General features: G+C 67.9%; 16 protein-coding genes. 9 read left to right on the top strand and 7 right to left on the bottom strand.

Features of this window, described 5'->3' with window-relative positions; all coding sequences use genetic code 11:
• Nucleotides 1-3: 3 nt before the first annotated feature.
• A complete protein-coding gene (locus tag ACWDUN_RS10785) occupies nucleotides 4-390 on the bottom strand; it encodes a hypothetical protein (protein ID WP_449928282.1) in 387 nt (128 codons plus the stop codon).
• 97 nt (nucleotides 391-487) lie between these two features.
• Between ACWDUN_RS10785 and ACWDUN_RS10780 the strand changes: the two genes are divergently transcribed.
• From ACWDUN_RS10780 to ACWDUN_RS10765, 4 genes are read left to right on the top strand one after another with little or no spacing between them, the layout of a single operon-like run.
• Nucleotides 488-1,345 carry a mycofactocin-coupled SDR family oxidoreductase gene (locus ACWDUN_RS10780; protein WP_449928280.1) on the top strand — a complete coding sequence of 286 codons (858 nt, stop codon included), beginning with the start codon at nucleotides 488-490 and terminating at the stop codon, nucleotides 1,343-1,345.
• Nucleotides 1,346-1,351: 6 nt separating this feature from the next.
• Nucleotides 1,352-1,630 carry a hypothetical protein gene (locus ACWDUN_RS10775; protein WP_449928278.1) on the top strand — a complete coding sequence of 93 codons (279 nt, stop codon included), beginning with the start codon at nucleotides 1,352-1,354 and terminating at the stop codon, nucleotides 1,628-1,630.
• A 7-nt stretch (nucleotides 1,631-1,637) separates the two neighbouring features.
• Nucleotides 1,638-2,633 (top strand): CobW family GTP-binding protein, encoded by a 996-nt coding sequence (locus ACWDUN_RS10770; protein ID WP_449928276.1) that lies wholly within the window; start codon nucleotides 1,638-1,640, stop codon nucleotides 2,631-2,633.
• Nucleotides 2,630-3,634, top strand: coding sequence for a WD40 repeat domain-containing protein (locus ACWDUN_RS10765; protein ID WP_449928274.1), 1,005 nt, complete (start codon nucleotides 2,630-2,632; stop codon nucleotides 3,632-3,634). Before ACWDUN_RS10770 ends, ACWDUN_RS10765 begins: the two co-directional genes overlap by 4 nt.
• 14 nt (nucleotides 3,635-3,648) lie before the next feature.
• Here the strand turns inward: ACWDUN_RS10765 and ACWDUN_RS10760 are convergent, their stop codons facing one another.
• Nucleotides 3,649-4,785, bottom strand: coding sequence for a GTP-binding protein (locus tag ACWDUN_RS10760; RefSeq protein ID WP_449928272.1), 1,137 nt, complete (start codon nucleotides 4,783-4,785; stop codon nucleotides 3,649-3,651).
• Between the two features lie 42 nt (nucleotides 4,786-4,827).
• On the opposite strand from ACWDUN_RS10760, the gene ACWDUN_RS10755 reads away from it, so the two are divergent.
• Genes ACWDUN_RS10755 through ACWDUN_RS10740 form a run of 4 tightly spaced genes read left to right on the top strand, consistent with a single transcriptional unit; the run spans nucleotide 4,828 to nucleotide 8,625 of the window.
• Entirely contained in the window at nucleotides 4,828-5,898 is a 1,071-nt protein-coding gene (locus ACWDUN_RS10755) for a metal ABC transporter solute-binding protein, Zn/Mn family (RefSeq protein ID WP_449928270.1), read from the top strand.
• On the top strand, nucleotides 5,898-6,668 hold the full coding sequence (locus tag ACWDUN_RS10750) for a metal ABC transporter ATP-binding protein (protein WP_449928268.1): 771 nt from the start codon (nucleotides 5,898-5,900) through the stop codon (nucleotides 6,666-6,668). Before ACWDUN_RS10755 ends, ACWDUN_RS10750 begins: the two co-directional genes overlap by 1 nt.
• Nucleotides 6,665-7,513, top strand: coding sequence for a metal ABC transporter permease (locus ACWDUN_RS10745; protein ID WP_449928266.1), 849 nt, complete (start codon nucleotides 6,665-6,667; stop codon nucleotides 7,511-7,513). Before ACWDUN_RS10750 ends, ACWDUN_RS10745 begins: the two co-directional genes overlap by 4 nt.
• Nucleotides 7,514-7,524: 11 nt before the next feature.
• Entirely contained in the window at nucleotides 7,525-8,625 is a 1,101-nt protein-coding gene (locus ACWDUN_RS10740; RefSeq protein ID WP_449928264.1) for a LacI family DNA-binding transcriptional regulator, read from the top strand.
• Here ACWDUN_RS10740 and ACWDUN_RS10735 read toward each other — a convergent pair.
• The 3 genes from ACWDUN_RS10735 to kstR are packed head-to-tail and all read right to left on the bottom strand — an operon-like array spanning nucleotide 8,622 to nucleotide 10,655.
• Nucleotides 8,622-9,251: a class I SAM-dependent methyltransferase gene (locus ACWDUN_RS10735; RefSeq protein WP_449928262.1), complete on the bottom strand. Its 630-nt coding sequence runs from the start codon at nucleotides 9,249-9,251 to the stop codon at nucleotides 8,622-8,624. The genes ACWDUN_RS10740 and ACWDUN_RS10735 overlap by 4 nt on opposite strands.
• A gap of 48 nt (nucleotides 9,252-9,299) precedes the next feature.
• Complete coding sequence (otsB, locus tag ACWDUN_RS10730) at nucleotides 9,300-10,046, bottom strand: trehalose-phosphatase (protein WP_449928260.1); 747 nt, start codon at nucleotides 10,044-10,046, stop codon at nucleotides 9,300-9,302.
• A 3-nt stretch (nucleotides 10,047-10,049) separates the two neighbouring features.
• Entirely contained in the window at nucleotides 10,050-10,655 is a 606-nt protein-coding gene (gene kstR, locus ACWDUN_RS10725; RefSeq protein WP_449928810.1) for a cholesterol catabolism transcriptional regulator KstR, read from the bottom strand.
• A gap of 250 nt (nucleotides 10,656-10,905) precedes the next feature.
• Between kstR and ACWDUN_RS10720 the strand changes: the two genes are divergently transcribed.
• Entirely contained in the window at nucleotides 10,906-13,023 is a 2,118-nt protein-coding gene (locus ACWDUN_RS10720) for an acyl-CoA dehydrogenase family protein (RefSeq protein ID WP_449928258.1), read from the top strand.
• Here the strand turns inward: ACWDUN_RS10720 and ACWDUN_RS10715 are convergent.
• Complete coding sequence (locus ACWDUN_RS10715) at nucleotides 13,020-13,592, bottom strand: hypothetical protein (RefSeq protein WP_449928256.1); 573 nt, start codon at nucleotides 13,590-13,592, stop codon at nucleotides 13,020-13,022. The two genes, ACWDUN_RS10720 and ACWDUN_RS10715, sit on opposite strands and share 4 nt — an antisense overlap.
• 39 nt (nucleotides 13,593-13,631) lie before the next feature.
• Nucleotides 13,632-14,696: a 2Fe-2S iron-sulfur cluster-binding protein gene (locus ACWDUN_RS10710; protein WP_449928254.1), complete on the bottom strand. Its 1,065-nt coding sequence runs from the start codon at nucleotides 14,694-14,696 to the stop codon at nucleotides 13,632-13,634.
• Nucleotides 14,697-14,839: the final 143 nt, after the last annotated feature.

The following is a 14,839-nucleotide window of genomic DNA, read 5'->3' as shown; positions in this document are numbered from 1 at the left end:
CTTTCAGTTGCTGCGCGCGATGGCCGCCATGTTCAGGTCCATCTGCAGGTGGGTCGCCAACAGCCGGCGATCCCATCTGCCGTTGCCGATCCATGCGCAGGCGGTCGCGATATCGGCTTCGGTGCGCACCGGGCCGATCCATCGGACCGCTGCGGTGGGTACGCGCTGGGTATTGCACGGTTGCAGCAGCAGGACGTGGCCACGTGCTGCGCCCGCCGTGGAACAGGTGAATCCACCCAGCAGGCACCGGCTCTGCACCAGCACGCCGTGCGGGCACCCGGCGATGACATCGCGCAGGTGTGACAGCAGCGCAGCGTCGACATCGCCGGCACACGGCGCGCATACGGCGACGGTGAACGGTCTTGTGGTGAAACGTCTGTCGGCCGGCATGGTCGGACTCCTGGAGGGGAGGGCAGTGGTTTCCTGTTGTCCCGCTTCACGCTACAGTTATTGAAAATCATTTTCAATTAACGGTGAGGAGCATGCGATGGGTCGACTTGCGGGCAAGGTCGCCTTCGTGACCGGCGCAGCCCGAGGTCAGGGGCGTAGTCATGCGGTGCAGTTGGCCGACGAGGGAGCCGATCTGATCCTCGTCGACATCGGCGCCGATATCGCCACGAATGAGTACCCGCTGGCATCGGCGGCCGATCTGGACGAGACGGTCCGCCTGGTCGAGAAGTCCGGACGGCGAGCCGTCGCGGCACAGGTCGACGTCCGTGACCGGGCGGCACTGCAAGAGACATTGGCCGGTGCTGTCGCCGAACTCGGTGGCCTGCACGTCGTGGTGGCCAATGCGGGAATCTGCCCGTTGGGCAACGATATTCCCGTGCAGGGTTTCGTCGACGCCTTCGATGTCGACTTCATCGGCGTGGTCAACAGCGTGCACGTGGCGATGCCGCATCTGTCGGCCGGAGCATCGATCATCGTCACCGGATCGGTCGCCGGGCTCGTTCCGCAGACCGGTATCGCCGGACAGGGCGGCCTGCAGGGCCCCGGCGGTGACGGCTACGGGTTGGCCAAGAAGATGATCCGTGAGTACACCCGCACCCTGGCGTTGACGCTGGGGCCGTCCAGCATCCGGATCAACGCCGTCCATCCCACGAACGTGAACACCGACATGCTGCACAACCCGTCGATGTACCGGACGTTCCGTCCCGATCTGGCCGAGCCGACCCGCGCGGATGCCGAACTGACCTTCCCGTTCATGCAGGCCATGCCCGTCCCGTATATCGAGGCCTCCGACATCTCGCACGCGGTGGTCTACCTGGCCTCCGACGAATCCCGTTATGTCACCGGTCAGCAGCTGTTCGTCGACGCCGGCGCCTCCCTCAAGCTCGGCATCTGAGGCCCGATGAGTCTGGTCAACCCGGGCAACAACACGCCGGCGCTGCCCAAGGCGTCGGCACAACAGCTGGCGGAGCTGAAGCAGGTGGTGCGTACCGAACTGGACCTGTACGCCGAGGCCACCGTGCTGATTCAGCAACTGGCCTGCACCGAGCCGGGATGCCCACCCGTGGAAACCGTCGTCGCGGTCCTGGGGACACCGCGGCGCAGCTGGAAATTCACCGTTGCGACAACCGATCTCACCCCGCACGCGCTGCGCGACATGATCGCGACGTACCCGGAATGACGTGTTCATGACCACGACGACTGATGATCGGGTTCCGGTCACGGTGATCACCGGATTCCTCGGATCCGGAAAGACCACGCTGGTCAACCGGATCCTCACCGAGAATCACGGCCGCCGGATCGCGGTGATCGAGAACGAGTTCGGTGAGGTCGGTATCGACGACGCGCTGGTGCTCGACGCCGAGGAAGAGATCTTCGAGATGAACAACGGCTGCATCTGCTGCACCGTGCGGGGTGATCTCATCCGCATCCTCGGCGCACTGATGCGCCGGCGTGACAAATTCGACCAGATCCTGATCGAGACAACGGGTTTGGCCGATCCAGCACCGGTGGCGCAGACCTTCTTCGTCGACGACGAGATCCGGGACCGGTTGCGTCTTGATGCCATCGTCACCGTCGTGGACGCCGCCCATGTGCTCGATCACCTGGACGAGGTCAAACCCGAGGGGGTCGAGAACGAGGCCGTCGAGCAGGTCGCCTTCGCCGACCGGGTGCTGTTGAACAAGACCGATCTGGTCACCGAGGAGCGACTCGCCGCGGTCGAGGACAGGTTGCGCAGCATCAACAGCGGTGCCGGCATCGTGCGGACCCAGAACGCCAAGGTCGACCTCGCACAGGTGCTCGACATCGGCGCGTTCGATCTGCAGCGGGTGCTCACCGATGATCCCGCGTTCCTGGAATCCGATGATCACCAGCACGATCAGACCGTGAGCTCGGTGGGTTTCCAGATCGACGGTGACGTCGACGTCGAGAAGCTGAACTCCTGGCTCGGGGAGCTGCTGGCCGCCAAGGGCGTCGACATCTTCCGCAGCAAGGGGATTCTCGCTCTGGCCGGGCAGCACCGGCAGTACGTGTTCCAGGGCGTGCACATGTTGTTCGACGGGACCGAGGGCCGCCAGTGGGGTGCGCAGGAGTCGCGTTCCAACCGGCTGGTGTTCATCGGGCGCAACCTCGATCGTGCGGGGTTGGAGGCGGCGTTCCGGGCCTGTCTGGTGGACGCATGACCACCGCCGTGTTCGCGGCCAACGGCTGGACGGCCGCCGTCGACGATGCGGTGACCGCGCTCTCGCCCGGGCCCGCCGGTGCCATCGCCGTCGCCGGTTCGGAAGGCTCGTTGACGCTGCTGTCCCCGGCCGGTGAGGTGCACAGCGTGCAGACGCTGTCGATGGGCGCTCTGGCGGTGGCATGGTCGCCGGCCGGTGACCGGATCGCGGTGGGCTGCATGGACGGCGTCGTCATCGTGGACCCGGCCGGGCAGTTGATCGCCCGGCACCGTGCGGGCTGGTGCGCCTCGGTGGCATGGAGTTTCGACGGTGCCCGGCTGGCGGCCGGGGTGGGCAAGTCGACGATCGTCTACCGCGCCGACGGTGCCGAGCTGTTCCGCGAGGACCGCGACAGCACCGTGACCGCCGTCGACTGGATCAAGAGCCGAGTGGCATCGGCGGCCTACGGGGGCGTGCACGTGTGCCACGTCTCCGCGGGGGCGGGGCCCGACGTGCTGCCGTTCACCGGGTCACTGCTGGCGATGTCGATCAGCCCGGACCGGCGGTGGGCCGCCAGCGGCAATCAGGACGCCACCCTGCACGTGTGGCGGGTCGGCAAGGTCGGCGAGGAACTGTCCATGTCGGGTTACCCCACCAAGATCACCGCGCTGGCGTTCTCACCCGATTCGTTGTTGTTGGCATCCGGTGGGGGACCGGATGTCACGGTGTGGGATTTCGGCGGGCAGGGTCCGCGCGGCAGCACGCCGCGGATCCTGGCGGCGCACACCGAGGCCGTCACCGCGCTGGCCTGGGCGCCGGCGGGCAAGCTGCTCGCCGCCGTGGCCGCCGACGGTTGCGTGGCGGTGTGGGAGCCGCGCGCCGTTACGCCGGGACGGGCGCTGAGTCCCTGCGACCGCCTCGACCGTGCGGCGCCGGCCTCGGCGGTCTGCTGGACGGCGGCCGATCGGATGGTCGCGGCGTGGGCGGACGGTACCGTCGCCGAGCATCGCGTCGGGGGCTGATCCGCCGCCCGCTGTCAGTGCGTGTGCTGCTGCGTCACGCCCCAGGCGGGCAGCGGGTCGGGATAGTCCAGCCAGGCCTGCTCTCCGTCGGCCATCTCCGCATCGGTCAGCACGGCCTCGGACAGCAGCCGGTGCACCTTGTCGCGGTCGAGTTCCACCCCGATGAAGACGATTTCCTGGCCGGGTGCGATCTCGGTCGTCGACCAGTACTGCGCCGGTTCGATCACGAGATTGGGACCGGCCTGGGACCAGAAGGCGGCGATCGCGGGCCGGCTGGCGACCCAGCAGAAGCCCTTGCTGCGCAGGATCCGCGTCATCTGGGCCAGACCGTCGGACAGCCGCTGCGGGTGGAACGGGCGATCCGAGCGGAACGTCATCGAACTGATCCCGTACTCCTCGGTCTCGGGCGTGTGGCCCTCGGCGATCTCCTCGTCCCAGCCCGGCGTCTCGGCGGCGGCAGCCGGGTCGTAGAGACCGGTGCCCAGCACCTGATCGATCTCGACGACGCCGTGCTGGGTGTGGATCAGCTCGGCGGTCGGATTGAGCCTGCGCAGCAGGGTCTGGACGGTGCCCAGGGTGGACGGGCTCACCAGATCGGTTTTGTTGAGCAGGATGACATCGGCGAACTCGACCTGGTCGGTGAGCAGGTCGGCGATGCCGCGCGCGTCACCCTCGGCGGCGGCCAGATCGCGGTCGGCCAGGGTCTCGCCGCGGGTGATCTCGGACAGGAACGTCGACGCGTCGACCACCGTCACCAGCGTGTCGAGCTTGGCCAGCTGCCCGAGCTGGAAACCGTCCTCGAACTCCCACTCGAAGGTCGCCGCCACCGGCATCGGCTCCGAGATGCCGGTGGACTCGATGACGAGCTGATCGAACCTGTTCTGCCTGGCCAGCGCACCGACGGCCTCGACGAGGTCCTCGCGCAGGGTGCAGCAGATGCAGCCGTTGGTGAGTTCGACCAGCTTCTCCTGGGTGCGGTCGAGTTGCCCCTGCCCGGCGATGAGCGCGGCGTCGATGTTGACCTCGCTCATGTCGTTGACGATCACCGCCACCTTGCGGCCCTCCCGGTTGGCGAGGATGTGGTTGAGCAGGGTGGTCTTGCCCGCGCCGAGGAAGCCGGACAGGACGGTGACGGGCAAGGGGGCTGCCATGACGCTCCTTATTGAAAATGATTATCGATAAGCCATCATGCGATGCGGCGGCAGGTATTGCAAACGGTTATCGTTGTCGGCGTGATCACCTCCGTGTCCGTGCGTGCGTTGGCCGGTGCCGCGCTGTTGGCGGCCCCCTTTGCACTGACGTCGTGTGGCTCGGACACCGAGTCGGCGCCGTCCTCCGCAGCGACGGCCGCGGGCGGGGCGTGCCCGACGACGCCGGTGGACGTGGTCGCCAGCGTGGAACAGTGGGGCCAGATCGTGTCCTCGCTCGGTGGTGATTGCGTGAACCTGACGACCGTGCTGGCGGGGACGTCGGTGGATCCGCACGACTTCGAACCGTCCCCGTCGGACGCCGCGGCCTTCGACGGTGCGCAGCTGGTGGTCATCAACGGCGGTCACTACGACGAATGGGCCGCTCAGCTCGCGCAGAGCACCGCGCCGGACGCCGTCGTCATCGACGCCATGGAGCTGCTCGATGGTGACCATGACGGCCACGACCACGGCAGCCATGAGCATGAGGGCCATGAGCACGAGGGCCATACCGAGGAGGGCCACGAAGGCCACGATCACGGCGGACCGAACCCGCACGCCTGGTACAGCCCGGTCGCGGTGACCGACGTTGCCGATGCCGTCACCGCGAAACTCACCGAATTGGCCCCGGCCGCAGGCGAATACTTCGACACCCGGCACACCGAGTTCACCGCGGCGCTACAGCCCTACGACGCGCTCATCGACAAGATCAAGGCCGGCTCCGCAGGCAGGAGCTATGCGGCCACCGAGAGCCTGTTCGACGATATGGCGGCCGCGCTCGGCCTGGTCAACCGCACCCCGCAGGGCTATCAGGTGGCGTCGTCGAACGAGACCGACCCCTCCCCGGCCGATCTCGATGCCTTCCTGCGGCTGCTGTCCGATCGTGGTGTCGACGTGCTGATCTACAACACCCAGACCGAGGGCTCGGTCCCGCAACAATTGCGTGCCGCTGCAGAGCAGGCCGGCGTCCCGGTCGTCGATGTCACCGAAACGCCTGCGCCCGGCGCCGCGACGTTCGAGGCTTGGCAGGTGGACCAACTCACCGCCCTGGCCGAGGCACTCGGCATCGAACCCTAGTGGGCCCCGAACCGGCGCTGGTCTTCGACGACGTCAGCGTCGTCCGCGGCGGACGCCTGATCTGGTCGGAGGGCACCTTCACCATCGCGGCCGGTGGCATCATCGCCGTGATCGGCTCCAACGGCTCGGGCAAATCGACCTTGCTGCAGGTCGTTCTCGGTCTGCTGCCGGTGGCGTCCGGATCGGTGCAGGTGCTCGGCCAACGGCCGGGAGCCAACAACGAGGTGATCGGTTACGTCCCGCAGGACTATGTCGCCGGCGCCGGCGAGGCGATCCGCGCACGCGATGCGGTGATGCTGGGCCTCACCGGGCGCCGCTGGGGTCTGCGCCCGAACACCCGGGCCGACAAGGCCCGAGTCGACGAGGCACTGCAGGCCGTGGAGGCTCAGGGGTTCGCCGATCGGCGGGTCTCCGAGCTCTCCGGCGGCCAGCGTCAACGCATCGCCCTGGCCAACGCGCTGGTGTCCCGGCCGCGGCTGTTGGTGCTGGACGAACCGCTGGCCGCACTCGATCTGCGCAACCAGCATGAGATCGTCTCGCTGTTGGCCCGGCTCAACGCCGAATACGACGTGACCATTCTGGTTGTCGCCCATGACCTCAACCCGCTGCTGTCGGTGCTGGACAGCGCGATCTATCTGCTCGACGGGCACGCCCATCACGCGGCCATCGATCAGGTCGTCGACGCCGACCTGCTGACGCACCTGTACGGCACCAAGGTCCAGGTGGCCAACACGTTGCAGGGGCAGCTGTACATGAGGAGCGGGCAGTGACGACGACCGTCGTGGCGCTGGGTTACCAGGAGAACTGGTGGCAGATACTGTCCTCGGCGTTCATGCGCAATGCCCTGATCGGCGGCACGCTGGTCGCGCTGGCCGCGGGTCTGATCGGCTACTTCATCATCGTGCGCAACACGGCGTTCGCGGCACACGCGTTGGCCCATATCGGACTGCCCGGTGCCACGGGCGCTGCGCTGCTGGGTCTTCCGGTGGTGCTGGGCCTCGGGGTGTTCTGTATCGGTGGTGCGCTGGTGATCGGCGCGATGGGTAAACGCGCCGGGGACCGTGAGGTGACCACCGGTACGGTGCTGGCCCTGGCGACCGGCTTCGGGCTGTTCTTCAACTCGCTCGCCACCAAGAACTCCTCCACGCTGACCAATGTGTTGTTCGGCAACCTGTTGGCCATCACCCATCAGCAACTGCTCATCTTCGCCGTGCTGTTGTGCGTGATCGCCGCGGCCATCGGAATCGTCTACCGCCCACTGTTGTTCGCCTCGGTCAACGCGCAGGTCGCCGAGGCCAAGGGCGTGCCGGTGCGAGCGCTGTCGATCATCTTCATGGCACTGCTCGGCCTGTCGATCACCATGGCGGTCCAGGCCGTGGGCACCCTGCTGCTGTTCGCCCTCGTCGTCACCCCGGCCGCCACCGCCATCATGCTGACGGCCAAGCCGCCCGCGGCGATGGCGATCTCCACCGTGATCAGTCTGGTGTCGGTCTGGGCGGGACTGGCCGTGTCGGCGGTGTTCAACATGCCGCCGAGTTTCGTGATCGTCACGATCGCATGCGTCATCTGGCTGGTGGTGTGGTCGGGTAGCCGGATCAGGGGCGCGGTCCGCTAACGTCATAAGGCATGTCCCGAAGTCCGGCGCCGCGTCGGCGGGCGACGCTGGCCTCGTTGGCCGCCGAACTCAACGTCTCACGCACCACCATCTCGAACGCCTACAACCGTCCCGACCAGCTGTCGGCCGAGTTACGTGAGCGCGTGCTCGCCGCGGCCAAGGAACTCGGTTACCCCGGCCCGGATCCGGTGGCTCGGTCGTTGCGTACCCGCCGCGCCGGCGCCGTCGGGCTGATGATCACCGAGCCGTTGAACTATTCGTTCAGTGATCCGGCCGCCCTGGATTTCGTTGCCGGACTTGCCGAATCATGCGAAGTGGCCGGTCAGGGGCTACTGCTGGTGGCCGTGGGACCCAATCGCAGCGTCGAGGACGGCGAGGCCGCCGTGCTGTCCGCCGGGGTCGACGGATTCGTGGTGTACTCGGCCTCCGACGACGATCCGTATCTGCCGGTGCTGCTGCAGCGGCAACTGCCGATCGTCGTGGTCGACCAGCCGATGGATGTGCCGGGTGCCTCCCGCGTCTGCATCGACGACCGGGCCGCGATGCGCCGGCTCGCCGAACATGTCATCGGTCTCGGTCACCGTGAAATCGGGCTGCTGACAATGCGGTTGGGCCGGGAATGGCCGTTGGAGAGCACCCGGCCGATGGTCGCCGACCCGGAACGGCTCACCTCGCCGCATTTCCACGTCCAGCGTGAGCGGGTGCACGGCGTCTACGACGCGCTGACCGCGGCGGGGCTGGACCCCGCCGCCGTCACCGTGGTGGAGAGCTATGAACATCTACCCGGTTCCGGCGGCGCCGCGGCCGAGGTGGCCCTGGCGGCCAATCCCCGCATCACGGCGTTGATGTGCACCGCCGACGTGTTGGCGCTGTCGGCCATGGATTACCTGCGCGCGCACGGCATCTTCGTGCCGGGTCAGTTGACGGTCACTGGATTCGACGGAGTGCCCGAGGCGCTGGCGCGCGGATTGACGACGGTGGCCCAGCCCGGGATGGAGAAGGGCCGCCGCGCCGGCGAGTTGCTGCACCACCCGCCACGCACCGGGTTGCCGGTCGTCGAGGTGCTCGACACCGAGGTCATCCGCGGACGGACCTCGGGTCCACCCGCCTAACGCAACCGGGTGGCCAGGATGATGTCGTCGTGGGTGTGCTGACCGTCCAGGCCGGCGGGAACGTCACGCAGCCTGCCGCGCTCGACGGTGACCTCCCAATCCTCGCCCAGCAGTGCCAGCACGTCGTCGTGCAGCAGATAGACCGCCGGGTCGAAACCGTGGGACTTCGCCACCTCGACGTCGATATCGGCGTGGTGCACCACCAGCAGCAGTCCGCCCGGTGCCACCGCCGCGGTCAGCGCGCGTTCGGCATCGCGGCCCGGGGAGTGCAGCAGCGCCGGATAGTGCGCGGTGACCAGGTCGAATCCGCCGTCGGGCAGCGGCAGGTCTTCCAGCCGGGAGCGGACCCAGCGCACCCGGACGCCGGCCTCGTCGGCGGCTGCGGCGGCGCGGTCCAGTGCGACCTGGGAGACGTCGATGGCCGTCACCTCCCAGCCTTGGCCGGCCAGCCACACCGCGTCGGCACCGGTGCCGCACCCGATGTCCAGGGCCCGACCGGTCGACCGACCGCCGATCTCGGAGACCACCGTGTTGTTCGGGCGATAGCCCGGCAGGCGGTCCATGATCGCGGTGTAGCGCTCATCCCATTCGACGAAAAGTGCGGCTGCCTGCGGTGTTTCGGTCATGACATCAGGGTGCTGATACCGAGGCGTACCCGCAAACGAAGTTGCCGATCAGGCAATCCGACGGGCGTCGGCCAGGTGCTGCAGAATCGCGGCGACATCAGCGGGCGACGGCACCCGGAACCCGGCCAGCGTGTCACCCGGGCCGACCTTCACCCCGATATCGCCCTCGCGCATCCGCCGGAACGCCTTCTCATCGGTGACATCATCGCCGAGAAACACCACAGTCGTTGCGTCACAACGGTTTCGCAGTACGTCGACGGCCTCACCCTTGTCGGTGACGATCACCGCGAACTCCAGCACCGCCTTACCCGTTGTCAGCTGCGCGTCCCAGGACTCGGCGGCGGCGCGGGCCAGCGCCAGGGCGGCCTCGCCGTCGGCGGCCGAGGCGTTGCGCACATGCAGCGCGACGCTGGCCGGTTTGGTCTCCACGGCCACGCCGGGGCGGCCGGCCGCGATCGACTCCAACGTCGCGACGATCTCGGCCAACAACTCGGTGTCGATGTCATGGCCGAATCCGGTGTCGAATTCGGCGCCGTGGCTGCCGACCGCAGCGACGGCCGTCGATGCGCCGGAAAGTTCGCGCAACACCGCCAGTGCCCGCCCGGAGATCAGTGCGGCGGTGGTGTCCGGCAGCGCGGCCAGCGCCTCCAACGCGGCGGCCGCCTCCGGCAGCGGCCGGGCATCGGCGGGATTGTTCACGATCGGCGCCAGGGTGCCGTCGAAATCGCAGGCGACCAGAAGTCGGGGAGTCGCCGCAGCCGCGGTGAGCGCGCGCTGCAGACCGGCGTCAAGCACGCCTCACACCTTAGGCTGTTCCCCGTCGCCGATCAGCAGTCGCACCGCGAGATCGAGTCGCTTGGCGACATCGGTCGCCGAGGCCCGCCGGGTCAGCCAGGCCAGCAGATTCGACAGCCACACATCGGAGATGACGCGGGCGATGTGGTACTGGTCCTCGGTGGGTTCGCCCTCGCTCATGGCGCGGGCGAACATCGAGTCCATCAGCTTGCCGACATGGTCGACCTCACCCGCGGCGGAGGCGTCGGCGAACACGAACGCCCGGGTCATGGCCTCGGTCAGCAGTGGGTTGCGCTGCATCGACCGGTTGAGCCGGCCCACCATGACGTTCAACCGCTCGTAGGGGGTGTTGCCGGTGAGCGAGGCCCGATCGGTCTTGGCGTCGATGCGCTCGAACTCGCGGCCCAGCGCCGACACCAGCAGGTGCACCTTGGACGGGAAGTACCGGTAGAGCGTGCCGACGGCGACATCGGCACGTTCGGCGACGGCACGCATCTGGACGGCCTCGTAACCGCCCTTGGAGGCGATGGCCAGGGTGGCGTCCAGAATCCGCTTGCGTCGTTCGCGCTGCGCCTCGGAGCCGAGCTCGGATTCCGACAGCACGGCCACGGCCATCACCTGACGGGGTGAGTCAGAACCCGATCCGGGTTGTGCTGGCGATGACATCTGCCGGGCTCCTTCGTGATGCGTGTGCGGGAAAACGATACGCAAGCGAACTGCGGATCGACCACCTCCTCGACGCAGATCACAACGTCGTGTCCTGCCGCGACGGCAGTCGACTTGACGCTGAGACGCTGGCACTATTAGAACACGTTCTAGTGGGAAGCGCGGCCTTCTCACCCTATGCGAGGAGTAGCCGGTGTCTGTGCTGTCCGTTCCGACCGACACATCCGATGAGGCCGCGGCCCGTGAGCTGGTCAGAGACTGGGCCGCGAGCTCCGATTCGATCACCGCGGTGCGCAATGTCGAACTCGGTGATCCGCAGGCCTGGCGCGCACCGTATGCCGGGTTCGCCGAACTAGGGGTATTCGGCGTCGCGGTGCCCGAGGAGTTCGGTGGTGCGGGCAGCACGGTCACCGATCTGCTCGCGATGATCGACGAGGCCGCCGCCGCGTTGATTCCCGGCCCGGTGGCCACCACCGCGCTGGCCACGCTGGTGATCGACGATCCGGCGGTGCTGGAGGCGCTGGCCGGCGGTGGGCTCAGCGCCGGGCTGGCACTGACCTCCGATATCAGCCTCACCGGTGACACCGCCACCGGCACCGCGGCCCATGTCCTCGGCGCCGACGGCGACGGCGTGCTGATCCTGCCCGCCGGCGAACAGTGGATCCTGGTCGAGGCGAAGGCCGACGGCGTGGACGTCGAGGCGCTGGGCGCCACCGACTTCTCCCGCCCGCTGGCCCGGGTGACCCTGACCTCCGCGCCGGTACGCCCGATTTCGGCCTCGGCGCAGCGGGTGACCGATCTGGCCGCCACCGTGCTGGCCGCCGAGGCGGCCGGGCTGGCGCGCTGGTTGCTGAACACGGCCACCGAGTACGCCAAGGTGCGCGAGCAGTTCGGCAAGCCGATCGGCAGCTTCCAGGCCGTCAAGCACATGTGCGCCGAGATGCTGCTGCGCAGCCAACAGGCCACCGTCGCCGCGGCCGACGCGATCTCGGCGGCCGCCGGCGCGGATGGCGACCAGCTGTCCATCGCCGCGGCCGTCGCTGCGGCCGTCGGTATCGAGGCCGCCAGGGAGAACGCCCGCGACTGCATCCAGGTGCTCGGCGGCATCGGCATCACCTGGGAACACGACGCGCACCTGTACATGCGGCGCGCCTACGCGGTGGGCCAGTTCCTGGGCGGGCAGTCCCGCTGGCTGCGCCGCACCGTGGCGCTGACCCGGACCGGCGTGCGCCGTGAACTGCACGTCGATACCGCCGAAGGTGACGCCATCCGCGCCGAGATCGCCGCTGCCGCAGCGCAGATCGCGGCGCTGCCCGAAGACGGGCGACAGCGCGCGCTGGCCGAATCGGGCCTGCTGGCCCCGCACTGGCCCAAGCCCTACGGTCGCGACGCCACCCCGGCCGAGCAGTTGGTGATCGACGAGGAACTGACCGCCGCGGCCGTGGCCCGGCCCGATATCTCGATCGGCTGGTGGGCCGCGCCGACCATTCTGTCCGCTGGCACCGCCGAACAGATCGAGAAGTTCATCCCCGGCACCCTGACCGGCGACATCTACTGGTGCCAGCTGTTCTCCGAGCCCGGCGCCGGGTCGGATCTGGCGGCATTGCGCACGAAGGCCGTTCGGGTGGAAGGGGGTTGGAAGCTCACCGGGCAGAAGGTGTGGACCTCCAACGCACACCGGGCCAACTGGGGGATCTGCCTGGCCCGGACCAATCCGGACGCCCCGAAGCACAAGGGCATCACCTACTTCCTGGTCGAGATGAGCTCGCCCGGTATCGATATCCGCCCGCTGCGCGAGATCACCGGTGAGGCCTTGTTCAACGAGGTCTTCTTCGACGACCTGTTCGTGCCGGATGACTGCGTGGTGGGCGAGGTCGACGGCGGCTGGCCGCTGGCGCGCACGACGCTGGCCAACGAGCGCGTCGCGATCGCCACCGGCGGCGCACTGGACAAGGGCATGGAGCACCTGCTCGACGTGATCGGTGACCGCGAACTCGACGGTGCCCAGGAAGACCACGTCGGCCGTCTCATCACGCTGGCACAGGTCGGTTCGCTGCTCGATCAGCTGATCGCCCGGCTGGCCGTCGGCGGGCATGATCCGGGCGCCCCGTCGAGCGTGCGCAAGCTGATCGGGGTGCGCTACCGGCAGGGACTGGCCGAGGCCGTGATGGACTTCCTCGACGGCGCCGGCATCGTCGACTCACCGGATGTGCGCTACTTCCTGAACACCCGCTGCCTGAGCATCGCCGGCGGCACCGAGCAGATCCTGCTCACCCTCGCCGGCGAGCGCCTGCTCGGACTGCCGCGTTAGCCGAAGGTGGTCTGGGCGCAGGCCTTCGGTGTCGTGACGTTCACGCCGCCGAACACGGTCTGGATGTCCGAGCACACGATGAAGCCGGCGCCGGTCGCGGGCCGGCCGGTGCTCCAGTCGGTCTGCACCGAATCACCGTCGGTGGCAAAGCGTTCCAGCGGGCCGCCGCCGAAATATGTGACCGACACCGTGTAGTCGCTGATCGACTTGTACGCCTTGGACAGCACGTTGTTGTGGTTGGCGCCCTTGAGTTCGCGCGGCATCCCCGCCGGGGCGCTGTACCAGGCCTCCTGCCAGACATCGCGGTCGGTGCTGCGAATGGTGATGGTCTGACGCGCCCAGGTGTCCTGGGGCAGGCCGACGGGTCCGGCCGGGGTCAACAGACTGGCCTGGGTGCGGAAGAAGCACTTGCCGCCGGTGCCCGGGCAGTCGGCGGTCACCTTCATCTCGACGATGCCATGCGGTGTCGGTATCGACGACGTCCCGGTGTTCACCGCCGCCGATGCCACCGGGCTGCTGAGTGCGGCCGCGGCGACCGAAGCCCCCAGCAAACCCAAGATCCTCTTCACGGCTTCATCCCTCCGGTCGACGTCAACTTAGCCCGCGCACTATTCGTCGTAGGTGACTTCCACCGAATCCGATGTGGGCAGCGCCTGGCAGGCCAGGATCAGTCCCTCCTCCAGATCCGACGGTTCGAGCACATCGTTGATCTCCATCTCGACATCACCCTTGCGCATCAACACCGCGCATGCGCCGCAGTGACCTTCGCGGCAGGAGAACGGCGCGTCCAGGCCCTTGTTGAGCAGCACGTCGAGCAGCTTGGCCCTGCGCGGCCAGTCGACCTCGTGGGTGGTGCCGTCGAGTTCGACGATCGCCTGTGCCGGTCCGCGGTCATCGTCCGCGTCTGTGCTTTCTACGTCGATGACGACTTGGGCGAACGGGTCGGAGTCAAGCGACTTGAAGACCTCGATGTGGATGTGTTTGGCATCGACGGTCTTGAGTGCCGCCTCGGCGGCGGCCATGAACGGGCCGGGCCCGCAGATGAAGGCCTCGTATGCGGCGAACGGGCGCAGCAGGGTGGCCAACGCGTCGGTGTCGGGCAGCCCCTGCACCGACTCCAGCCAGTGGATCACCGTCAGCCGGTCCGGGTGCGCGGCGGCCAGCTCGCGCAGGGCGGCGGCGAAGATGACGGAGCGCTCGTCGCGGTTGGCATAGACCAGCACGATCTTGCCGCTGCCCTGCGCGAGTGCGGATTTGCAGATCGCCATCATCGGGGTGATCCCGCTGCCGGCAGCCAGCAGCAGGAAGTCGGTGTCCAGCGTCTTGGGCACGAAATTGCCCGACGGCGCCAGCACGTGCATCCGCATGCCCGCATGGGCGTTGTCGCACAGCCAGTTCGACGCGTATCCGTCGGCGGTGCGCTTGACGGTCACCGTCAGCTGCTCGTCGCGAGCCGGGGAGCTGGACAGCGAGTAGCAGCGTGCCACCGATCCGGTGCGGTCGCTGGGCACGCGCAGGGTCAGGAACTGGCCGGGGGAGTAGCGCAATTTCTCCGCGGGGATCTCGCTTCCTTCCGGAATCCCGAAGACGAGCGACCGCGCGTCGGCGGTCTCCTCGACGACTTCGGTCACCTGCAGTTCCAGCACGTGGCTGCCGAGCGGCTCATCCGTCACCCCGGACCCCTCACTTCCCTCATAACTAGAACATGTTACAAAACTGAACTTGTGCAGGTCCAGCCGTTGATTCCACGCGCTACTCGACACAAATCGTAACGTGTTCTAATCTTTGGCTAGTGGCGGATCTCGATCCAGGAGGC

This window comes from Mycobacterium sp. NPDC003323 (assembly GCF_053589535.1).
The sequence above is the reverse complement of the archived record's forward strand: the minus strand, read 5'-3'. Positions and strand labels throughout refer to the sequence as shown.